The sequence below is a fragment of the Rhizobium sp. NLR8a genome (assembly GCF_019685235.1).
Classification (GTDB): domain Bacteria; phylum Pseudomonadota; class Alphaproteobacteria; order Rhizobiales; family Rhizobiaceae; genus Rhizobium.
Map to the genome: position 1 here is coordinate 1 of NZ_JABDWI010000011.1, position 22,994 is coordinate 22,994.

At 59.5% G+C, this 22,994-nt stretch carries 17 protein-coding genes and 1 pseudogene; 14 read left to right on the forward strand and 4 right to left on the reverse strand.

Features of this window, described 5'->3' with window-relative positions:
* Nucleotides 1–298: pseudogene (locus HJC04_RS21110) on the reverse strand (universal stress protein); the annotation flags it as partial.
* A 123-nt stretch (nt 299–421) separates the two neighbouring features.
* Between HJC04_RS21110 and HJC04_RS21115 the strand changes: the two are divergent.
* The 5 genes from HJC04_RS21115 (at nt 422) to HJC04_RS21135 (ending at nt 6,987) form a co-directional block, all read left to right on the forward strand.
* A complete protein-coding gene (locus HJC04_RS21115) occupies nt 422–2,035 on the forward strand; it encodes an MBL fold metallo-hydrolase (protein ID WP_221147002.1) in 1,614 nt (537 codons plus the stop codon).
* Nucleotides 2,036–2,338 (forward strand): hypothetical protein, encoded by a 303-nt coding sequence (locus HJC04_RS21120; RefSeq protein ID WP_210631949.1) that lies wholly within the window; start codon nt 2,036–2,038, stop codon nt 2,336–2,338.
* A gap of 21 nt (nt 2,339–2,359) precedes the next feature.
* Complete coding sequence (locus tag HJC04_RS21125) at nt 2,360–3,532, forward strand: acetate/propionate family kinase (RefSeq protein WP_221147003.1); 1,173 nt, start codon at nt 2,360–2,362, stop codon at nt 3,530–3,532.
* 161 nt (nt 3,533–3,693) lie between these two features.
* Entirely contained in the window at nt 3,694–4,071 is a 378-nt protein-coding gene (locus HJC04_RS21130; RefSeq protein WP_221147004.1) for a hypothetical protein, read from the forward strand.
* Nucleotides 4,072–4,296: 225 nt separating this feature from the next.
* Entirely contained in the window at nt 4,297–6,987 is a 2,691-nt protein-coding gene (locus tag HJC04_RS21135) for an HAD-IC family P-type ATPase (protein ID WP_210631952.1), read from the forward strand.
* 40 nt (nt 6,988–7,027) lie between these two features.
* Here HJC04_RS21135 and HJC04_RS21140 read toward each other — a convergent pair whose 3' ends face one another.
* Nucleotides 7,028–7,858, reverse strand: a complete 831-nt coding sequence (locus tag HJC04_RS21140) for a universal stress protein (protein ID WP_247241768.1) — start codon at nt 7,856–7,858, stop codon at nt 7,028–7,030.
* A gap of 158 nt (nt 7,859–8,016) precedes the next feature.
* Here HJC04_RS21140 and HJC04_RS21145 point away from each other — a divergent pair, with 158 nt between their 5' ends.
* The 6 genes from HJC04_RS21145 to HJC04_RS21170 all read left to right on the forward strand — a co-directional run bounded on the left by HJC04_RS21145 (nt 8,017) and on the right by HJC04_RS21170 (nt 17,190).
* A complete protein-coding gene (locus HJC04_RS21145; protein WP_210631953.1) occupies nt 8,017–9,126 on the forward strand; it encodes an HlyD family secretion protein in 1,110 nt (369 codons plus the stop codon).
* Nucleotides 9,127–9,151: 25 nt separating this feature from the next.
* On the forward strand, nt 9,152–11,890 hold the full coding sequence (gene rbbA / locus HJC04_RS21150; protein ID WP_221147005.1) for a ribosome-associated ATPase/putative transporter RbbA: 2,739 nt from the start codon (nt 9,152–9,154) through the stop codon (nt 11,888–11,890).
* A gap of 2 nt (nt 11,891–11,892) precedes the next feature.
* Complete coding sequence (locus tag HJC04_RS21155) at nt 11,893–13,005, forward strand: ABC transporter permease (RefSeq protein ID WP_221147006.1); 1,113 nt, start codon at nt 11,893–11,895, stop codon at nt 13,003–13,005.
* 94 nt (nt 13,006–13,099) lie between these two features.
* Nucleotides 13,100–13,807 (forward strand): CBS domain-containing protein, encoded by a 708-nt coding sequence (locus tag HJC04_RS21160; protein ID WP_221147007.1) that lies wholly within the window; start codon nt 13,100–13,102, stop codon nt 13,805–13,807.
* A gap of 74 nt (nt 13,808–13,881) precedes the next feature.
* The gene (gene mgtA / locus HJC04_RS21165; RefSeq protein WP_221147008.1) at nt 13,882–16,488 is read left to right on the forward strand and encodes a magnesium-translocating P-type ATPase; all 2,607 of its coding nucleotides are present in this window, start codon (nt 13,882–13,884) and stop codon (nt 16,486–16,488) included.
* Between the two features lie 183 nt (nt 16,489–16,671).
* A complete protein-coding gene (locus HJC04_RS21170) occupies nt 16,672–17,190 on the forward strand; it encodes an Hsp20/alpha crystallin family protein (RefSeq protein WP_210631958.1) in 519 nt (172 codons plus the stop codon).
* Nucleotides 17,191–17,378: 188 nt separating this feature from the next.
* Here HJC04_RS21170 and HJC04_RS21175 read toward each other — a convergent pair whose 3' ends face one another.
* Nucleotides 17,379–17,921 carry a host attachment protein gene (locus HJC04_RS21175; RefSeq protein WP_247241769.1) on the reverse strand — a complete coding sequence of 181 codons (543 nt, stop codon included), beginning with the start codon at nt 17,919–17,921 and terminating at the stop codon, nt 17,379–17,381.
* 557 nt (nt 17,922–18,478) lie between these two features.
* Here HJC04_RS21175 and HJC04_RS21180 point away from each other — a divergent pair.
* Entirely contained in the window at nt 18,479–19,708 is a 1,230-nt protein-coding gene (locus HJC04_RS21180; protein ID WP_311044468.1) for a DUF2254 domain-containing protein, read from the forward strand.
* On the opposite strand, the gene HJC04_RS21185 is transcribed toward HJC04_RS21180, so the two are convergent.
* Nucleotides 19,695–20,570: a bile acid:sodium symporter family protein gene (locus HJC04_RS21185; protein ID WP_221147009.1), complete on the reverse strand. Its 876-nt coding sequence runs from the start codon at nt 20,568–20,570 to the stop codon at nt 19,695–19,697. The two genes, HJC04_RS21180 and HJC04_RS21185, sit on opposite strands and share 14 nt — an antisense overlap.
* Before the next feature lie 777 nt (nt 20,571–21,347).
* Between HJC04_RS21185 and HJC04_RS21190 the strand changes: the two genes are divergently transcribed.
* Together HJC04_RS21190 and HJC04_RS21195 are read left to right on the forward strand one after the other, a co-directional pair.
* Nucleotides 21,348–22,184 (forward strand): universal stress protein, encoded by an 837-nt coding sequence (locus tag HJC04_RS21190; protein ID WP_221147010.1) that lies wholly within the window; start codon nt 21,348–21,350, stop codon nt 22,182–22,184.
* Nucleotides 22,185–22,289: 105 nt separating this feature from the next.
* On the forward strand, nt 22,290–22,937 hold the full coding sequence (locus tag HJC04_RS21195; RefSeq protein ID WP_210631962.1) for a phosphoribosyltransferase: 648 nt from the start codon (nt 22,290–22,292) through the stop codon (nt 22,935–22,937).
* Nucleotides 22,938–22,994: the final 57 nt, after the last annotated feature.

A 22,994-nucleotide genomic window follows, 5' to 3' on the forward strand; every position in this document is an offset into this window, starting at 1 on the left:
CTTCGTCGGCCCATGCGAATTCCGTGTAGACGTCCTGGACTTCGTAGGAGATCTCGCTTCGGTCGAGAATATCCTTGATCTCCGCAGCCTTGTCGGAGAGCGCGTCGATCTCGCGCTGGCGTTCCTCGATCCATACGGGCGAGATGACATTGTAGTCCCCGATGATCGGAGCTGCTCCCGTCGCAATCACCAGCGCATTCAAATGCGCGCCATGGGCACCGCAGAAGTCGATGGCGGTTTTGAGATCTTCCTCGAACTGATGAACGCTGAGGATGCTGAGTGCCGTCCTGATGGCCATGTCGATATACCTCTCTGCTGGATGCAAAAAGGATAATCGCGATGGCCCTGGGTTTCCTTGACCTTCATCAAAGCGGTTTCGAATTTAGCTTTGTAAAGTGGCTCCGAACCCACAGGAGCAGTGATGGACACCCCGATCCTAGAGTTTCACGGAGCCGCAGGTTCAGTCACCGGATCCTGTTTTCTTCTCAAGGCCGGCGGTGCCCGTATTCTGATTGATTGCGGAATGTTCCAGGGCTCCAAAACCGAGAAGGAACTTAACTATAGACCGTTCCCATTTGAGCCTGTCGAGATCGGCGCGGTGCTTCTCACGCATGCCCACATCGACCATTCGGGCCTGCTTCCGAAACTAGCCAAGGACGGCTTCAGCGGCCCGATTTACGCGACACCCGCTTCGATAGATCTTTGCGCCATCATGCTGCAGGATTCCGGGCATATCCAGGAAGCCGAGGTTCGTCAGCTTAATCGCCGGAACCGACGGCGCTCGCGAGAAACGGTGGAGCCGATCTACACCGCAGACGACGCGCGCAGCATCATGCCGCAGTTTATCGCGGTGGAATATGGAGAATGGCGCGAGACGGCAGGCGCCGTGAGATTTCGTTTCTGGGACGCCGGCCACCTTCTCGGATCCGCCTCGATCGAAATAGAGGCGAGCGGCATGGAAGGGCCGGTAAGGCTTTTGTTCTCGGGCGACATTGGACCGGGTTCCAAGCTTTTCGAGAGCCCGCCGGAAGCGCCGAGCGAGATCGACTATTTGATCTGTGAAACCACCTATGGCAATCGCGAGCGGGAGGAATACGCGCTGAAGGAAAGACGGATACGCCTTCAGAAGCTGGTCGCACAAGCAAACCAGCCCAATGGCGTGCTTCTCGTCCCGTCTTTTGCGGTCGAGCGCACTCAGGAAGTCCTGACAGATCTTCTCGCGCTCATGGAAGCCGGAACGCTGCAGCGGTGTCCCATTTTTATCGACTCACCGCTTGCCTCGAGAGCGACCGGTGCCTTCAAGAAACATGTCGTCGAGATGGAGAACGGAGCGAACTTTTTGCGCGCGCTCAATGCGCCAAATGTGAGGTTTACGGAGACCGCCGAACAGTCCAAAGCCCTGGATCTGGTAACCGGTTTTCACATCATCATCGCGGCAAGTGGCATGTGCGAGGCGGGCAGGATCAGACACCGTCTGAAGAACTGGCTCTGGCGCAACGAGTGCACCGTGCTCTTCGTGGGGTTTCAGGCAGCCGGCACGCTCGGCAGAATCTTGCAGGACGGCGCCAAAATCGTGCGGATCCAAGGCGAGGAAATCCGGGTGAGCGCGAGAATGGCAACCCTTGATGCCTATAGTGGCCATGCCGATGCCAGCGAACTGGATGACTGGGTGATGGAGCGTGGTCCGATCCGCAAAGGCCTGTTTCTTGTCCATGGCGAGGCCGGGGCCCGGGATGCGATGTCGAGCAGACTTTCCGAGAAACTGTCTGTCGCGATAATTTCCCCACACCTCGACGACGTCTATGAGCTGAGTGGGACATCCGCTCGACTTCTGTCCAGGGTGGCACCGGCTCGTCTGCAGCCCGAGGAGATTGGACATCGGGATTGGCACAACGACTACCAGAACTTCGTCCTCAACCTGGCCGACAGGTTGAAGGATGCAGCCGACCACAAGAGCCGCGCCGTCATCCTGCGCCGGCTTGAGCGCGCGCTCGAAGCCGACGGGGACGACCCAAAGAAAAATGGGATCCCGTAAATGTTGTCGACGGAACGAGACTACAAACGAGGCGGCGAGCGCTTTGCTATTCCTTCGCAAGGTGAAATCGAAGGCAAGCTTCTGATGTTCGAAGTGATTGCCATCACCTGCTTGCAGGAGCTTCTCGCAAAAACGGATTCGCATCAGATCCCCAGGCTTCGCCACGGGCTCCTGGAAAATTTGAAAGCGAAGTCCGCCCCGCTGAAGTTGTGCGCGGACGACAAAAGGGCCGCAAAGGAACTCGCGCTTCAACTGCTGACTTTAGCCTGCGAGGAAACGAAGGACGAGAAGATGGCGCGTTAGCGGAGATCTGCAGGAGGTCCAATGAGCAGCATTGCAGTTACCTTCAACATCGGATCGTCGAGCTTGAAGATCGGCGCCTTCAACATCGGAGTGGCCGGCGCGCATCCGATGGCAAGGGGCACCGTGACGATTGGCCAGGAAACGCGCTTTAGATGCGAAACAGGGGAGACCGTTTATGAAGCCGATCTGCCGAACGTCACCGAAGTCGGGCCCGCCTTGATTGCGGAAATTCTATCGCGGCTGCTGCCACCAGGTTCGCAGCCCGCAGTGATCGGGCATCGCATCGTTCATGGAGGCCCCAAGTTTACCGGCGCTGTCCTGATAGACGCGGACACACAAGCGAGGATCGAAGAGCTCGTACCACTGGCGCCTCTGCATTTGCCTCCAGCGCTGAATGTGATCCGCGCTGTGCGCACGGCATGTCCTGAGGTGCCGCAGACCGCATCCTTCGATACCGCATTTCACACGTCGCAATGCAGCATGGCCACACGTCTGGCCATCCCGCGCGCACTGCATGACGCGGGAATCCGCAGATACGGCTTCCACGGGATTTCTTATAAGTTCGTTTCTTCGAAACTCAAGGAGCTCGCACCGGATCTGGGCAGCGGCAGGGTTGTTTGCGCGCATCTGGGAAGCGGCGCGAGCCTTTGTGGCATGGTGGATGGCGTCAGCATCGATACCAGCATGGGGTTTTCCGCGCTCGACGGCATACCCATGGCAACGCGGCCGGGATCGATCGACGCCGGCGCCGTCATCCATCTTCTCCGAAACAAATTCCACGACCCCGACAAGCTTGAGGATTTTCTCTATCACAAATGTGGGTTGCTCGGCGTTTCCGGCGTGAGCGGAGACGTGCGGGTGCTTGTAGAGGACTTTCACCCGGCGGCACGGGAAGCGCTTGATCTCTTCTGTTTCAGGATAGCAGGCGAGATAGGCAGGTTGGCTGTGTCGTTGGGCGGTGTGGACGCCATCGTCTTCACCGCCGGAATCGGAGAAAATCAACCGGAAGTCCGAAAGAGCGTGGCACATTATCTCGCCTGGCTGGGGCTCGACCTCAGCGCGCCTGCGAACAAGGCAAATGCGCTAATCATCAGTGGCCGGGATAGCGCAATAGCCGCATTCGTCATACCAACCGATGAGGAGCAGGTGATAGCCGACGAGGCGCTCGCTGTCGTAAATCGGCATCGGCACTGATGATCGTGGAGCATGAACCGCCAGAGGGTCACTTGAAGGCTCCCGCACGGCTTTCGCTGGACGATAATCGGCAACGGGGCTCAGGAAGTCTTCGGCCGCGTGATCCAAAACGGCATAGCTGACGTCTATTGCACCGCTTTCAAGCGCAGGTTCGCACGACCATGTCTTTGGCGGTGCCCTCCGCCAGCTCGCGCACGACCTTTGCGGACGCCGGCGCCACTTTCGAAGAGATACCTGCCGATCGCGCTGAAGCGCAACCCGCTCGATCGTTATTCCCTTCGATCGGCTTATTGATCGAGCGCAATGCGCAGGGGCCAAGCTCGCTCGAAGATAGCCATCTCACCGAGCGAAAGGAACGCGCAATGCCGAAGATAGTGACAGTAACAGCTGTGATCCTGCTTGCCATCCTGGCCGGCTACAGCGGCGCGACATGGTGGCCGCAGCTCGATCAATCGGATAACGCCCCGCAGACGAAGACAGCTCCCAAGGAAGGCTACCCAGATCCATTCATCCCGCCGACAAAAGGCAACGGTTTTTGATCCTGCCGAGGTCGGCGAAATCGGCGCCGGCAACTGTGAAGGGTTATTAGCCACATGCAGTACGATTTTCAGCGACTATGCAGACGTCGTGATCAGCGCTCAGGCGGTTCCGGAGAAAATGAAGCAGCTTCGGCTTGAAGCGGCAAGATCCCTCGACGAGGTCGGCTAAAGCCTTTCCGGGTGATATGCGCCAGGCTGCCGGCACTTTCGTGCAGGAGACATCTCATGACCGTTCCCATTCCCCAGCCATTCGCCGCCAGCTTCGGCAGCCGTAGAGGCCTCGTCACTGAAGAGGCCGAGAGCCGGCTCGTGCGCTACGGTCCAAACATTCTGCCCGAGCCGGAGGCCCCCTCTTTTGCCATCGTCTTCATGCGGCAGTTCCGCAGCCCGCTGATCTATATCCTGTTTTTGGCTGCCGCGGTCTCCCTGGTGATCAGTGACACAAAGGATGCGGTCTTTATCGGCGTCGTCTTGCTGTTGAACGGTTTGATCGGCAGCCTGCAGGAATATTCGGCGGGCCGAGCTGCGCTGGCGCTTCGCAAGCTGGAACAACCGCGTGCCGCCGTCATCCGCGACGGAGAGGTGCGTGACATTGAAGCGCGCCAGTTGGTGCCGGGGGATCTCGTGCTGCTGGAAGCCGGCGGAAGGGTTCCCGCCGACCTCGCGCTGGTCGAGGCGACCGAGCTTCTGTGCGACGAATCCCTCCTTACCGGAGAATCCATGGCGACGCGCAAGACGGCACCGTCCCCCGCCGCGCCGGTTGCGGAGGGCAAGACCGCAACCGCATTCGCCGGCACGCTCGTTACTCGTGGCCGCGGCACGGGCATCGTGACGGGGACAGGACTTGCAACGGAGATTGGCAAGATCGCCGCCGAAATCGGCAAAACTTCCCTCTCGCAACCGCCACTGATGATCCGACTTGCTCGTTTCTCCAATGCGATCGCCTGGGCGGTGGGATTGACGTCGCTGGTCCTGGTCGGCATCGGCCTCATGCGAGGGCTCGCCTGGAGCGATCTTTTCCTTATGTCGGTCGGTCTTGCCGTCAGCGCCATCCCCGAGGGCCTGCCGATCGCGATCTCGATTGCGCTCGCGATCAGCATGCGTCGCATGGCGAAACGCAACGTTATCGTCCGGCGAATGCCGGCGGTCGAAGCGCTCGGCTCCTGCACCATGATCGCAACCGACAAGACCGGGACTCTAACGCTCAATGAGCTCACCGTTACCGATATCCGGCTCCCGGATGGCACCGACCTTGCCCTTGATGCGGGGACTGACCCGGACACCTGCGAGATCAAGGCAGCCAATATGGCCGTGGCGGAGGCGCGCGCACGGGCCGGCCGACTGCTCAGAGCCGCCTCCCTTCCCAACGAGGGCTCGCTCATGCAGGACGGGAACGGCTGGAAGGGTATCGGCGACACGGTCGACGTCGCCCTTCTGACCGCCGCGCGCAAGGCGGGCTTGGCGCAAGACAAGGTGGCTGCGGACTATCCCTTGATCGCCCGTATTCCCTATGAGCCCGATCTCAAATATGCCGCCTCCTTCCATCGCGGGAGCGAAAACGTGCACATCTTCGCGAAGGGCTCGACCGAAACGCTGCTCAGCATGGCCGACCGGATGGATATCGGCGACCGCGTGGTGGAAATCGACCGACACAGGCTTCTTGCCCAGAAAGAGGAGATGGCGGCCCGCGGCCTTCGGGTCCTCGCTTTCGCGGAAGGCGAAATCCGGAGTGATGCCGACGCCGCCTTCGGCCATCATCACCTGGTCGATCTCATATTCCTCGGCATTACAGGCATGCAGGATCCGATCCGCCGGGAAGTTCCGCAGGCGATCCGCGAATGCCGCGCCGCCGGCGTCGAGGTGGCGATGGTGACGGGCGACGACCCCAAAACAGCGGCGGCGATTGCCGCTCAGGCGGGTTTGCAGTTCGGACCGAGCCAAGTGACCACCGGCGATGCGGTGCGCGAGGCCGAGGCCGCAGGCCCGGCGCGGCTGGACGAGCTTACAAACGGCGCCCGCATCTATGCCCGGGTCGCTCCCAATCAGAAGCTTGCGATTGTGCTCTCCCTGGCGCGCAACGGCCATTTCGTGGCGGTGACGGGCGACGGCGTCAATGATGCTCCGGCTTTGAAACACGCCCATGTCGGTGTCGCCATGGGCATGAAGGGTACGGAGGTCGCCAAGGAGAGCGCCGACATCGTCGTTGTCGATGACAATTTCGCCTCCATCGTCGGCGGCATTCGCGAGGGCAGAACCGCCTATTCTAACATTCGCAAAGTCATCCTGATGCTGACGGCGACAGGAGCTGCGGAAATGCTGCTGTTCCTGCTGGCGATTCCGCTCGGCATTCCAATGCCACTGTTGCCCGTGCAGCTCCTCTGGCTGAATCTCGTGACGAATGGAATTCAGGACGTGACGCTCGCGGGAGAGCCGCCTGAGGGCGACGAACTGGCCCGGCCACCTCGCCGTCCGAAGGAGCCGATCTTCGACCGGCTGATGGTTCGCCGCATCGTCCAATCCGCGCTCGTCATCGGCGGCGGCGGGTTTGCGGTCTTCTATTGGCTGCTGTCACAGGGCTACCCGGTATCCGAGGCGCGCAATCTGTTGCTTCTGCTTTTCGTCATGTTCGAAAATGTGCAAACCCTCGGCTGCCGTTCCGAACATCACTCGCTCTTCTCGCGATCCTTCTTCAAAAACCCGCTGCTGCTTGCCAGTATGGTCGTAGCCCAGGCCATCCATATCGGCGCCATGCATGTCCCGTGGTTCCGTGAGGTGCTTGGCCTGGCGCCGATTTCCCTCGCGGAATGGGCGCTGACGCTTCTGGCCGCCGGATCACTGCTTCTGGTCATCGAAGTTGACAAGGTGCGGGAACGCACGTCTTCTCGCGCATATCCGAGGAGAATCGAAGCCAAGTAGCTGCCATTGCCCTCTTTCGCCAATGGCAGCAAGCTCTGGCTCATCGGGCCATTAAAACCGGCGTGTTGCAGTCCTCGAGAATCGAGGCCGTCACGCCGCCAAATATTCTTTCGCGAAGCCGCGAATGGCCATAGGCGCCCATAACGATCATGTCACAGCCAAGCTCGCGCGCGCGTCTCAGGAGAACCTCCTCGGTTCTGCGTCCACCGCTTGCCAACTGCTCGACAACAATCTTTACTCCATGGCGCGCCAGAAATGTTGCAAAATCCGCCCCTGGCTCATCGCCGCTTTTGAAATAGGTGCCATCCGGATCGACGAGCACAAGATGAACCTCCTCGGCTGCGATCAGCAGCTCTAAAGCTGCCTTGGCGGCATTGGCGGCTTCAGGTCGCGAGTTCCAGGCAACGAGCACGTTCGTCGGCTTCAGGCTTGCGGTGCCCGCATTCGGAACAAGCAACAGCGGCGTCCTCGAATCGAAGGTTGTTGCCGCCACAACGGTTCTCCTCAGCTCGGCGTCAGCGCGTAAGCCATGTCCGATCAAGACGATGTCGGCGTACATGCTGCGCATGCCGATACTGCTCTCCAGGATAAAGAGATCTTCATAGAGGCACTCGACATTGAAGGAGATATCGTTCGTGCGGCACAAGTCTTCGGCCTCCAGCCGGATCTTCTGCAGGGCATCTGTCTCCTTCTGCACTTGGTCAATCCAGGCTGTGGTCACCGGGTATTCGACGGTGACCGGCTGCAACGCGGCGCCGACTACCAGAATCGACAGATGAGCACTGTTCTCGACCGCCAGTTGAATGGCGCTCTTGATCTCTGTTTCAGGATCCGTGGCTCCGACGATCGCAAGCAGAGTTTTCAAGGACATGGTGATCTCCTTCCGGTTTGGCTGGTTGATCTTAGGGAGGCTACAAGGCTGCCCGAAAGCCGCAATGATCTTTGTCAATAGCCACAAGCACGCGTGAGAAGATCAATTGAATCCGTCGCGATTGATCCCCATCAAGGTAGATTCCCGGGAATCGTATGATGAAAGGCTCGTCAGATCTCGCAGGTAAGGAGCCTTCGTTGAACCGTTACTGGAAACTTGCACTCCTGCTCCTCGCCCTGGCGGGTGCCAGCTATGCCGCCTGGCAGTTTCAGGCAAACCGGCGTGCCGCGAAGGCCATGATAGGCATCGCGAGTGGAAACGGACGCATCGAAGCCGTCGAAATCGACGTCGCTGCACGCACGGCGGGACGTCTGTCGGACGTGCTCGTCCATGAAGGCGACTTCGTCGAGGCCGGCCAAGTCGTCGCGACGATGGACATCGAGCAGCTCAATGCCCAAAGGCGGGAGGCCATGGCGCAGCTCTCCAGGGCAAAAATTGCGATCGGCACGGCACGGACGCTGGTTGCTCAGCGGCAGGCGGAAAAGGAGGCCGCGGCAGCCACCGTTTCCCAGAACGACGTCCAGCTTCAGTCGGCGCAAAAGCGGCTTACCCGCAGTCAGCAACTTTCAAGGAGCGGCACCGTCTCCGAGCAGACGCTCGACGACGATCGCGCGCGCGCCGACGCAGCGGCGGCCACACTTGGCGCAGCCAAGGCGAACCTCGCCGCCACTGACGCTGCCATCGGCAACGCCGAAGCGCAGGTGATCGACGCGGAAGCCGCCGTTGAAGCCGCTGAGGCGACCGTCGTGCGGATCGAGGCGGATCTGCGGGATTGCGATCTCAAGGCCCCGCGAAGCGGCCGCGTCCAATATCTCGTTGCGCATCCGGGCGAAGTCGTCGCGGCCGGAGGACGAGTCCTCAACCTCCTGGATGTTGGCGATGTTTATATGACCTTCTTTCTGGGAACCGCGGACGCGGGCCGCACCGCGATCGGCAGCGAGGCACGCATCGTCCTCGACGCCGCACCGCAATACGTCATCCCTGCTCGAGTTTCTTTCGTTTCGGACGTCGCCCAGTTTACCCCGAAGACGGTCGAAACGCAGGAGGAGCGCGAGAAGCTGATGTTTCGCCTTCGTGCGCAGGTGCCGAAGGAACTGCTGCAGAAATATGTGACGCAGGTGAAGACAGGCCTTCCTGGGCGAGCCTATGTCAGGATCGATCCCGCCGCTAAATGGCCGGCCCCGCTTTCGACGCCTCTCACCCCGTAACCTGGAGCATCCTGTGACCTTCGAGATGACAGACTCGGCATATGTCGCCCGCCTGAAGGACGTGACGCATACCTACGGCGGATGCACGGCTCTCGATGCAGTCACGATCGGTATTCCGGCAGGTTTGATGGCCGGCCTTGTCGGTCCGGATGGCGTTGGCAAATCCTCACTCCTCTCGCTGATCGCCGGCGCGCGACAGATCCAAAAGGGCGATGTGACTGTGCTTGGCGGCGACATGCGCCGCGCCGGCCACCGTCGCCAGACCTGCCCCCTGATCGCCTATATGCCTCAGGGCCTTGGCAAAAATCTCTATCCGACCCTCTCGGTTTTTGAGAATGCCGACTTCTTCGGTCGCCTGTTCGGCCAGAGCCGAGAAGAACGGCAGGACCGCATCCGCACGCTCCTGCAGCGCACCGGCCTCTCCGGCTTCAAAGACCGGCCGGCGGGGAAACTTTCGGGAGGGATGAAACAAAAGCTCGGCCTCTGCTGTTCACTGATCCACGACCCAGAGCTTCTGATTCTTGATGAGCCGACCACCGGCGTCGACCCTCTGTCACGCCGGCAATTCTGGGACCTTATCGATGACATACGGTCCGAGCGACCGAGGCTCAGCGTGGTGGTGGCAACGGCCTACCTGGAAGAGGCGGCGCGTTTCGACTGGTTGGCGGCCATGGATGCTGGCCGGCTGGTGGCGACTGGATCGCCCCAATATCTGCTGGAGCGAACGAAGACGGCCACACTTGACGATGCCTTCATCGCACTGATGCCGGAAGACAGGCGGGCGTCGCATCATGTCGTGGAATTGCCGCCGCTCTCGACACCTGATGAAGCGGACTTCGTCATCGAGGCGGAGGGCCTGACGACACGGTTCGGCGAATTCACCGCGGTCGATAACGTCAGCTTCAAGATTCGCCGCGGCGAAATATTCGGCTTCATCGGTTCGAACGGATGCGGCAAATCGACCACGATGAAGACGCTGACCGGCCTTTTGCCGGCAAGCGGAGGCACGGCAAGACTGTTCGACAAAACAGTCGATACGCGCAATATGGATGTCCGCCGGCGCGTCGGCTATATGAGCCAGGCCTTTTCGCTCTACACGGAATTGACGGTCCGGCAGAATCTCGACCTGCACGCGCGGCTTTTGGGATTGCCGGCCGAGACCATCCCCGCGCGGATCGAGGAACTGGGGCATCGCTTCCAGCTCGATGGCGTCATGGAATTCCTGCCTGACACGCTGCCGCTCGGCATTCGGCAGCGATTGTCACTGGCGGTGGCTCTCGTCCATGGGCCGGAGATGCTCATTCTCGACGAGCCGACATCGGGTGTCGACCCCATCGCTCGTGACCAACTCTGGGCAGCGCTGATCGAACTGTCACGCAAGGAGAAGGTGACGATCTTCATTTCCACGCATTTCATGAACGAAGCCGAGCGCTGCGACCATGTCTCGCTCATGCATGCCGGCCGCGTTCTGGTGACGGACACGCCCGAGGCGCTCCGCGAAAGCCGCAGGGCGGCCACGCTGGAGGACGCCTTCGTCAGCTACCTCCAGGATGCGATCGGTCAATCGTCGAAAACGGATCTCGCTCCGTCTACCATGATCGGTAGGCCGCATCCACTTCCCGCGGCCAAGCCGCGGCGCGCTTTCGATCTTCGCGGCGCTTTGAGCTATAGCCGCCGCGAAGCGCTGGAGCTGCGCCGCGATCCCGTCCGCGCGACCATGGCCTTGATCGGCAGCGTTATCCTGATGTTTGTCCTCGGCTATGGCATCAACATGGACATCAAGGATCTTGCCTTCGCGGCGCTCGATCGGGACGATACGGTCGCCAGCCGCGATTATATCGCGGATATTGCAGGTTCTCGCTATTTCATCGAACAGTCGCCGATCACCGACTACGCCGATCTCGACCGACGCATGCGCGACGGCTCGCTGAAGCTCGCAATCGAGATACCACCCGGCTTTGCCGAACACCTCGCCCGCGGCCATAATGTCGAGATCGGCGCCTGGATCGATGGTGCTATGCCACAGCGCGCGGAAACGGCGCGCGGCTATGTGCAGGGCATGCACAATAGCTGGATCGCCCGCAGGGCACGCGAAGTCTACGGCCAACCAGGACCCGGCCAGTTCTCCGTGGAGACCCGTTTTCGCTACAATCCCGGCATTGAAAGTCTGGTCGCCATCGTGCCGGCCGTCATCCCGCTCCTGCTGCTTCTGATCCCCGCCATGCTTTCAGCTCTTTCGGTCGTCCGGGAGAAGGAACTGGGATCGATCGTCAATCTCTACGTCACACCTGTGACGAGGCTCGAATTCCTGCTCGGCAAGCAGCTTCCCTACTTGGTGCTCGGAATGATGAATGCCGCGCTGCTCTGGCTGTTTGCGGTCTTCATCTTTGAGGTTCCGTTCACCGGCAGCCTTATCGTCTTCACGATATCCGCCTTCCTCTACGTGGTCTTCGCGACTGCTTTCGGACTGATGATCTCCACCTTCATGTCCAGCCAGATCGCGGCGATCTTCGGCACGACGCTTCTGACCATCATTCCGGCTGTACAGTTCTCCGGCATGATCGACCCGGTCTCGTCGCTGCAGGGTTTTGGCGCGATAATTGGCCACATCTTTCCGGCGACCTATTTCAACATCATCTCGCGCGGCACTTTTTCGAAGGGGCTCGGCTTCGGCAATCTCGAAACGACCCTGCTTCCGATCCTCGTCGCCGGGCCGTTGCTCCTTGCCGCCAGCGCCCTTCTCCTCAAAAAGCAGGCGAGATAACCATGCGCCTCGCCACCATCTTACATCTCGGCATCAAGGAGTTGCGGGGGTTGATGCGCGATCCGATCCTCCTCGGATTGATCTTCTATTCCTTCACCGTCGCCGTTTATGCCGAAGCGAGGGCCGTCCCCCAAACCTTGAACAACGCTCCGATTGCCATCGTCGACGAAGATGGTTCGCCGCTTTCGCTGCGCATCGCCGATGCTTTTTTGAAGCCCTATTTCAAGCCGCCGGTGACGATCACCGCAGACGAGATGGACGCCCGCATGGACGCAGCCACGGATACGTTCGCGCTCGACATTCCCCCACATTTCCAGAGCGACCTCATTGCCGGCAAATCGCCGGTCATCCAGCTCAATGTCGACGCCACCCGCATGACCCAGGCATTTTCCGGATCAGGTTACGTGCAATCCATTGTTGCTCAGGAAATCACGGGCTTTGCCGCCATACAAACAATCTCCCAAATCCCTCAGGTTGATCTGGCGCTCCGGGCCCGATTCAACCCCGAGCTCAATCAAACCTGGTTCGGATCGGTGATGAACGTCATCAATATGGTGACGATGTTGTCGATCATCCTTACCGGCACTGCGCTGATACGTGAGCGGGAACACGGTACCGTGGAGCATCTGTTGGTCATGCCGGTTACACCACTCGAGATCATGCTCGCCAAGGTCTGGTCCATGGGGCTGGTCGTCTTCGTCGCAACCGGTCTTTCCTTGGTTTTCATGGTGGAGGGCCTGCTTCAGGTGCCGATCGAGGGGTCACTGGCCCTTTTCATGGCGGGAGCGGCACTCCACCTCCTGGCGACAACGGCAATGGGCATCGCGCTAGCGACAATTGCGGGCTCCATGCCACAGTTCGGACTGCTGCTGATGCTGGTGCTGATGCCGCTGCAGATCCTCTCCGGCGCCACCACTCCGCGCGAGAGCATGCCCGAGGCGATACAGACGATCATGCTCGCGGCGCCGAACACGCATTTCATCACCATGGCGCAAGCGATCCTCTATCGTGGCGCCGGCTTTGTCACCGTCTGGCCGCAATTCGTTTGGCTTGCAGTGATTGCCACAGTCTTGTTTGTTTTCTCCCTGCTTGGATTTCGCCGGTCGTTAAGGTGACCTCCGTTGATCGCGACTGACGATGTCAATTGACGGCGATCAAGGAAGAGCGCCGCAGACGTCGTATCCTGCCGTCATTTAAGGAGGCAGGAAGATGTTGAAAATTCGATCAATCATGACGCCAAAACCGGCGACGATCGGGCCGGATGCCAAGATCTGGGAGGCTGCCAACGCGATGCTGGATCACCGCATAAGCGGATTGCCCGTCGCCGATCAATCAGGCGGCCTTCTCGGCATCATCAGTGAAAGCGACTTCCTGCGGCGCAGCGAAATCCACACCGACGCAACGCACGGCCTCTGGCGTGATTTCTTTTCTTCACGGGGCGAGCTGGCTGAAGAATACGCGAAAAACTTCGGAAGTACCGTTGGCGAAGTGATGTCCTGTCCGGCGGTGACTGTGCAGCCCGATGCATCCGTCGAAACCGCTGCCGAGCTAATGGCCAGGAAGAACATCAAACGTCTTCCCGTGGTCGAAGGCGACGAAATCATCGGTATCGTGACCCGCTTCGACGTCATGGCCGCGCTCGTCCGCGAACTCGCAAGCCATTGCGCCGCACGAGCCGATAGCGACATCCGAAAAGCGTTGGAAGCGGAGCTGGCTCGTCAAAAATGGGGAGATTCCGTGACTCTGCACGTCGCCGATGGGGTGGTTACGCTTGAAGGCCGGGTGCTGGACACGCGAGAGAAGACCGCCCTTCACGTGGCGGCGGAAAACACGATCGGCGTGAAACGGGTGGATGACCGGATCCAGGTCGTTGTGCCGCCTGACATGCCGGTACCGCCACCCGGCTTCTATTTATGACGGCTGTGCGGGGCGGTCTCTCCGTTCTCTTGGGGCCGCCAGGCGCGGTTGCCAATCGCTGAAAAGGATCTGGAATGGACACGATCTCCGATCACGCGAGGCCGCCCTACTGGTCCTTATCCGCTGAGACAGTCTTGGCGGAGCTGCACAGTTCGCGGGACGGCCTCTCCACCTCCGAGGTCGCACGGCGATTGAAGGACAGCGGTCCGAATTCGCTTGGCCAGGACCGGAGGCACTCGGCGACCGCGGCTCTTGTGCGGCAGTTCCGCAGCCCACTCGTCCTGATCCTCATCGCGGCCGCGGCAATCTCCGCTTTTGTGGGCGAAGGGCATGAGACGCTTATCATCTCGATCATCGTGCTGGCCAGTTGTCTGCTCGGCTTCTTCCAGGAATACGGGGCTTCGCAGGCGACGGAAAAGCTCAAGCGGCGCCTGTCACAGAAAACGGTGGTCCTGCGCAATGGCGCCGAGAGTACTATTCGCGTCGAAGAGGTCGTGCCAGGCGACATCCTGCATCTTTCCGCAGGCAGCCTGATCCCCGCCGATGGTATCATCCTGGAAGCGCGCGACCTCAATGTCAGTGAGGCAGTACTGACGGGAGAAACTTTCCCGGCTGTGAAGATACCGGGCATCGCGGAAGCCGGTGCGCCTCTTTCCCGGCGCAGTAACGTTGTTTTCGCCGGTACATCCGTGCGCAGCGGCAAGGCTTCCGTCCTGACCGTCAAAACCGGCATCCACACGGAATTCGCCTCCATCGCCGAGAGCCTGGAACGTCAGGTTCCGGAGACCGAGTTTTCCCGGGGTATCCGCCGGTTCGGCCTGTTGATGACCGAGATCATGTTCGTCATGGTTATTCTGGTCTTCTTCGCAAACGCGCTGCTCGGCCGCCCGCTGATTGACTCCATCCTCTTTTCCCTTGCGCTTGCGGTCGGCCTCACGCCCGAGCTGCTGCCCGCCATCATTAGTGTGACGCTTGCCCGGGGAGCCAGGGCAATGGCGGCCAACGGCGTCATCGTTCGCAGGCTTGAAGCGATCGAGAACCTCGGCAGCATGGATATTCTTTGCACCGACAAGACCGGGACATTGACGGAAGGTGTCATCCGTCTCGAGAGCTGCCTGGATGCGAGCGGACAGCGATCGCAGGACGTGCTCCTGCTGGCCCGTCTCAATGCCACTCTCCAGAGCGGCCTCACCAATCCCCTGGACGAAGCGATCCTCGCCGCAGAGGGCACTGATGCGCGCGAGCAGTTCTTCGCCAAGCGGGACGAAATTCCCTACGATTTTGTGCGAAAGCGACTGTCGGTGATCGTCACGTCTCCGGAAGGACACACCGTGCTGATCTGCAAAGGGGCGGTCGACGGTGTCCTGGGGATCTGCAGCACCATCCGCGACGCTGGAAAAGAGGCACCCCTCGATCCGGAGAACCGAGCTGCGGTCGAGGGCAAGTTCCAAAGCTGGAGCCAACAGGGCTTTCGCGTTCTCGGTCTTGCAACACGGCGCTTGAGGACTCCCGGTCCTTACGCCCGCACGGACGAAAACGGCCTTTGCTTCGAAGGCTTTCTTCTTTTTCTTGATCCGCCGAAGCAGGGGATCCAGCGCTGCCTCTCCGAACTGGCGAGGCGCGGTATCATGGTCAAGGTCATTTCCGGTGACAACCGCTATGTCGCCGCCCACCTCGCTGCCGCGATCGGGCTGTCATCCGATCTGATTCTTACGGGGGCGGACCTATCGAAGCTCTCCTCGCAAGCACTTGCGGCAAAAGCAGCGCATATCGATCTCTTTGCCGAGATTGATCCCAATCAGAAAGAAAGCATCGTAAGGGCCCTCAGGTCGCGCGGCCACGTCGTCGGCTATCTCGGCGATGGGATCAACGACGCCCCCGCCCTACATGAAGCCGATATTGGGATTTCTGTCGACAGCGCCGTAGACGTGGCGCGCGAAGCCGCCGATATGGTCCTTCTGAAACGCGATCTCGGCGTACTGGTACAAGGCGTTGATGACGGGCGAACCACCTTCGCCAACACGATGAAATATATATCGATCACCACCAGCGCCAATTTCGGCAATATGATCAGCATGGCGCTGGCCTCCGTCGCGCTCCCTTTCCTGCCCCTTCTCGCCCAGCAGGTCCTGCTCAATAATTTTCTCTCTGATATCCCCTCCTTCGCGATTGCCACCGATAATGTCGACGAGGAGGACAGGCGTCGGCCCCGTCATTGGGAAATCGGCTCCGTACGACGGTTCATGGTCACCTTCGGCTTGGTCAGTTCGCTCTTCGATCTCCTGACCTTCGGCTTTTTGATTTTCCTGGTGGGGGCCGGCGAGCGGCATTTCCAGACGGCGTGGTTCGTTGAATCGCTGCTGACGGAATTGCTGATCGTCTTCATTATCCGTACACGCAAGAGGTTCTGGCAGAGCTGGCCGTCGCGCCTGCTCACCGCTCTGTCTGCTGTGATCATCTCGGTGACCTTTGCGCTGCCCTTCCTGCCGGTCGCGCGCTGGTTCGGCTTCCTCCCCTTGCCGCTTCCCACCATACTTGGGATCGTCTCCATCAGCGTGATGTATCTTTTGTCGTCGGAGCTGGCCAAACACTGGTTCTTCCGACGCGAGGACCAACGACGCCGCACCGCAGGCCGGAAACGTCGAAGATCTCCACGGCGTCTCCGGCCAGAACGCGCCTGAGGCGTCTGGGAGTTGCGCCGAACACGTATGAGGTCCGCCGCGCACGAAGCTTGATCCGCGTCAATGCTGACTTGCTCCTAAAGATTTGAAATGGAGATGCTCAATGACGAGCTGACGTCGGCTGCACCGAATTCCACTTGGCGCTTCGATGCGGCCTCCTTCTTGGAAGACAGGAGAAAAATCATGGCAGATGCAACCAAACTTGCTGTTAAGAACGAAGATAAGCCGGTCCAGTCGGCGGGAATCTGGTCCCCCTTCGAAGCGCTGCGCTCCGAGATCGACCGTCTGTTCGATGGCTTCGTGCCCTCGCCTTGGCGTTCCTCTGACCGATCCATTTTCGCGCGCGGCTTTCCGTCGCTGAATGGATGGGCAGCCCCGGCTGTCGATGTGATCGAAAAGGACGACGCCTTCGAGATCACCGCCGAAATGCCCGGCCTCGATGAAAAGAACATCGAAGTCACGCTGTCCAACAGCTACCTGACAATCCGTGGCGAAAAGCAGGAGGAGAAGGAGGATAAGCAGAAGGAATACCATGTGTCCGAGCGTCGCTACGGCTCCTTCCAGCGCACCTTCCAGATCCCAGATGGGGTAGACGCCAACAAGGTGGAGGCCACCTTCAACAAGGGCGTCCTGAAGGTGAGACTTCCAAAGAGCGCCGATGCCAAAAAAAACGAGCGGAAGGTGGAGATAAAAGTCGCTTGATCGGATTCGTGTCGGACGGGCGCGCGTCGCGACGCGCGCCCGTTTTCGTTGGCGATGAGGCAACAGAAATCGCCAAACGCCATGCACATCGTCCCACCGTGCTTTTGCCGATGCCGTTGCCCGGCCAGTCATCAGCTACCGGAGAGTCGACCTGGCCGCTGCCGTGCCATCCATGATAAATTCGTTGTTCACGACGTCAGATGTTTTTCGATTTCGTCGACCGGAAGGTTGACGAGGTCCTTGTCGTATTCGGCCACGATCCGCTTCCTCACACCCTCCGAAATGACACGCCGCAAGTCGGCAAGGGCCTTCGGGGGAGCCACGAGAAAAAGCTTCTGAATGTTGTCGCCGGCGCAGATCATTTCCAACTTTTCCGCGACCATGGAAGAGAACCGCTCTTCTTCAAGCTGATGGAAATCAGTCTGTCCGAGGCTGCTGCGATGGCTGCCGCTCGCGGTCCGGCCGGGACGATCTGTTCCCTGTTGACGGGTCGGTGCATTGTGCGGCGCCTCGAATACCTGCTCGACTTCGAGAGATAGGTCGGACGCTGTCCCAACATTGCGCAGAAGCAGGGCTTTTCTCGCGTCCATGACGAGCACTCGCGCGTTGTATGAGATGATATTCTGATTCATCGCGATATCCTTTCTTTCGCGCGGTTCATCATACTCGGGTGCTGGATTGGCGATTTGATCGGCGTCAATGCCCGGAGAAGGCCTCGGCGGTTCGATCAAGACTTCTTCATGCGCTTACGACACAACGGAACCTGCGCTGAGCGCGTCTGCCGGATGTCTTGCAGGCATGCTGGAAAGCGGCGGCAGAGTGAGCCGAGCGCGCCGCGCGGGCGGCGCTTCCGCGGGCTTCGTTCCGCGTCAGAAAAACCGATGTCACACCCGCCTCCACCGGTGAACCGCTGCCCGCTTCGACCAGCTGTAGAGACCGAAGGGTGCGGGGACGCAGATGTATTTCCCTTTCTTGTACATCGTCTTGGCTTCCCACCTGCCAGCTTGTTCCGCTCGCTGCTGTTGTGATCCCTTCCTCGTATGCCCTCGCAATTGGAGGTGCGACGGGATCGTCCGAAATCTACGCACATTCCGCAGGCCGGACATTAAGCGAGATCAAAATAGACGCCGTGTCTTGATCGGCATCAATGATCTTTCCGGGCGATAAACCATGTTGAAAGGCAAAATTTCGCCCTCAGAATTTTCAGGAGTGAGATAAGTCGATGCGTTGGAACCGCTGGTATAGCTTCAGGAGTTACATCAGATCCTCTTTGTGAATCGTTCCCTTCGTGGCCCTGCTCCTTTACGTCGCCGCCATCCGATTGGTCTATGCTTTTGAAAACTGGACCCCTTGGATCGACTTCTGGCCTTGGGAAGTGGCGGGCACGCAAAGGATGCTTGAGACAATCATTACAATGACTTTGACGTTCGTGGTGTTCACGTTCGGATCGCTGCTGGTGGCAATTCAAGTTGCCGGCGGCCAGTTGACGCCCCGGATCATCGCGACGACTCTTTTGCGCGACAATGCCATCCGATTCACCGTGGGCCTTTTCATTTTTACATTACTGTTTGCAACCGGCGCCCTTTCCAGACTCGATGCGACCGTTCCTCATGGTGTCTCTGCGATCGCGGGACTGCTTGGCTTTCTTTCCATTGCGGCCTTCCTGTATCTGATAGACTACGCGGCCCGCCTGCTGCGTCCTGTCAGCATCATCTTGAGAGTCGGCGAAAGCGGTCATGCCGTCATTGAGGAAGTCTATCCCGCACCTGCCGAAAGTGACTGCTCCCATCGTGGAGTGACCTCGTTCACGAGTTCGCCCGATAGAATTGTTTACCATCGGGCCAATTCCGCGGTCGTGGTCGCGGTCAATATGACGGCGCTCGTCGCGCTGGCCGAGAGGACGGACTCGATCATCGAGCTGGTGCCAAAAGTCGGCGATTTCGTTGGTGCGGGCGAAATTCTTTTCCGCCTGTACGGCGAGGGTCTGCCCCCGGATAGCGTAGTGACAGCCTTGGTCGCTTTCGGGCCGGAACGCACGCTCGAACAGGATGCGACATTTGCCTTCAGGATCATCGTCGATATCGGAATCAAAGCTCTATCAAAGGCCATCAACGATCCCACAACGGCCGTTCTCGCGATCGATCAGCTTCAACGCCTTCTTTGCTTCGTGGGAGGAAGGCATCTTCTCGGCGATGAGATCCGCGGAAAATCCGGCAAACTGCGGTTTATCTGCAGGACGCCGAATTGGGAGGATTTCGTGCAGCTGACCTTCAGCGAGATACGCTTATACGGCGCGGAAAACTTTCAGATCGCCCGCCGTCTGCGAGCCCTGATCGAATATGCCCTGCAAATTTTGCCTCAGGACCGGCGCCCGGCGCTGCTCGCTGAACTGGACCTCATCGACCGGATGCTCGAGAGGACATACGTCTTTCCTGAAGATTTGGCGCTGGCACGCACACCAGACTCGCAGGGACTCGGAGGGGCTGCCGAGCGGACAAGCGGAGTTAGCCAGTATTGATCGCCAAATCGGGCCTCGGCGCCAGTCGAGCCAATATTTTCGCTACGGCAAATCCGACCGCCAGAGTGATGAAGGCTGCCAGGATGCACATCGTGCTGGATCGCGGATCGGCATTGGCAACTGCTGACAATGGGGCGAGTGCCGCCCCGACGTTCCTGGTACAGACCCCAAGTGTGACTACGCCTCGCTTCTCGCGAGGAAGCCTGAACGAAACGGCGTAGGAGCCCAGAGCCAGCGCGCAGTAGTAGATAAACTGTGCTGCTATCGCCCAGGTTCCTATGGCGCTGAGAATGTGGTCCCAATTCTGCAGGAACGCGACGGAAAGCAATACGATAGTGCTGAAGGCGACCAGTTTCCTAATAATCGGGTCGCACCTATCCGCCCACCTGTTCGACAGTTGACGCACTGCTATTCCAATGCCGAAAGGTGCGAGAATGAGAAGCAGGAGCGGCCGTGCGATCACACCTACACCCGCGTGGAGGCCTGGGGCAACAACGGGAAGTGCGATCGGCATCAAGAGGATTGTACCAAGAGCAGCAATCAGGATGAACGCCGCCGTATAGGCGGCGTCTCCTTTCGCAACGTCAGACAGCATTGGCATGAATGGCGCACACGGCGCCAAGCCCAGCAGCAGCAAACCGATGGCGTAAGGTTCCGGCAAGGCGAGCAATCTTGCGATGACAATGGCAAGGATTGGACCCAGAACGAAGCCTGACAATACGCTGGGGACGACGAATTCCTTGTCATGCAGTGCAGTCGAGGCATCCCTGACATCAAGTTTAAGGCCGACATCTGCCAGGCTGCCAAGCATGAACGAGATCAGCGCGACCTGTAAGGTGTATCTAAGTAACTCCGATATCATGTTCTTCTCCTCTCCGCCGGAGAACTCCGCTCTCTCGGTCTGTTGCCCTGTGGCTATGCGCCGTCGGTGCTCTCGCCGAGGTGGCAAATCCTGGCGTGCGGTGGCGGTCCTAGGATCTTTCAAATGATTGCCTAAGCGGCCGGTTTAGTGCCCCAAAGGCTAAAATAGATCCTTGCCGCTGCGGCCAATGAATTCAGTTCGCAATCCCCTTTCGTGCGCCTCTTTCACGAAAGAGTTCGCGCTGAGAGCATCTGCTCGGACGACGTCATTGAAGCATTGAGCGAAGGGGCCGCATAATTCGTCACGCATCCAGGCGTGGGCGCGGGGTGACACGGCCGTTATCTGCCAGTCATCATTGCTCGTTCGCTCAAGGCGAAAGTCCACACCACCGCGAAGGACATCCGGGCATCCTGCGCCGGCTAGCAATGCCTCTGCCGTCCGCGAGACAACTTGGCTCATTTCATCCCCCTTTCTTTCATGGGGTGCGATCAACGCCAGGGATGTCGTAGTCGCTTTCGTCCGACCAAACGCGGTAGCGACCATCATCTCGGCTGGAGCGCTTCAAGAAGACATCTCTTAACGCCGTTTCTCATTGATGCGGGTCAAAATGTGATCAGCATTCATCTCCATTGTGAAAGCCCCGCAGGTGACGGGCCTGTTTCTGCCTCGCAGGGGGCGGATCATGGATGAAGGCTTCCACGTCTTGACGTGAGTCAAAGCGCCCGCAAGCAGGCGGACTAGACTTGCGGCGTGCAGCCCAAAGAAGGAGGCATAAGATTGCCTTACAAAACGATACTGGTCGTGCTTGGCGTCAACGACTTTCAAGACGACATCAAGGACGCCATCGTCAGTGGTCAGACGATTGGCGCGCACTTGTCGGTTGTAGTGGCGGCCATGGCAGCGCCACCGCCCTTTGGCGCATCTGCCGAGGAGATTTCAGCCGTCTGGCTGGAGGAACGCGGAGGCGACATCGCGAAGCTTGCGGAGCAGACGAGGCATGTGGAAGAGCAGCTTGCCTCTTCGGGGCTTTCGTTTGATGTTCAGGACCTCTACACGGAGGGCGCCTGGGCGGACGAGGCGATCGCCGAAAGAGCGCTGTATGTCGATCTGACTCTTGTCGGCCGGCGGGCTGCCCGCGATCGCGATCTCTGCCCGCGGATCATCGGCGGAGCCTTGTTTCAGGCGCCCGCCCCTCTGCTTTTGAACCCGACGGATCAGCCCGCCGAGTTCACCCCTCGCACCGTTCTGATCGCCTGGAACTCCCGGAGAGAAGCGGCCCGCGCGGTTCAGCAGGCCCTTCCAATTCTCCAGCGCGCCGGCGAAGTGCGTCTTGTTCTGGTCGATCCTTTGGCAAAGGCATCGCCCGGCGGCGAAGATCCGGGTGCCGATATCGCTGCCTATCTTGCACGACAAGGCGTGCCTGTCACGGCGGAAACCGTCATGAGCAGAGGAAGGCCCGTCCAGGACATCCTCAAGCAACGCGCCGCGGAAATGGGGGCCGATCTGATTGTCATGGGCGCATATAGCCACTCCCGATTGCGCGAACGCATTTTCGGCGGCGTGACGCGATCGATGATTGAGACGTGCAGTCGGCCGCTTTTCCTCGGTCACTAGCGCAGGCATCGGGATCAGTATTGCAGGAACAAGTCGCACTGTAGGCCGAGGCCATTGATCCAAAGAACGATGTGCGCTCAGAAGCGCGCCGAAAGGAGATTTACGATGTTCAAGGATAGAAAGGATGCTGGTCGGGCACTTGCTGCAGCCCTGCTCCGGTATCGTGGGCGAGACGTCGTCGTCGTAGGCCTTCCGCGCGGAGGCATTCCAATTGCTTACGAGATCGCCAGCGCTCTGGACGCGCCAATGACGATGGTGTTCGTGAGGAAAATTGGAGTGCCCGCAATGTCTGAAGTTGCTATGGGCGCGGTCGTCGACGGACCGCATCCCTGTATCTTCAAGAACGACGACATCATACGCCAAACCGACATCTCGGACGCCGTCTTTCAATCCGCCACGGATATGGAGTTGAAAGAAATCGCGCGCCGCAGATCCGTGTTCAAGGGCATTTTGCCCGATATCGACATCGAAGGCAGGACCGTCATCCTGGCGGACGACGGCATCGCTACCGGTGCCACGATGAAGGCAGCGGCGATGGCAATCAGACAATGCGGGGTCGAACGCATCATCATTGCCGTTCCCGTTGCGCCGGCAAAGGTGGTCGCCGATCTCGAGGACGAGGTCGAAGAGGTGGTTTGCCTTGAGGCCGGGCTGTCCTTCCGCGCGGTCGGTGATTTCTACTTCCACTTTCCTCAGCTGTCAGACGAAGATGTCATCCGCTGCTTCAAGCAGCTTGCACCGGCGGCACACTGATTGCGTCGGTTAATCCAGCGTCTTATCTGTATGGCGCGCGGCGCTCCCCGCCGAATA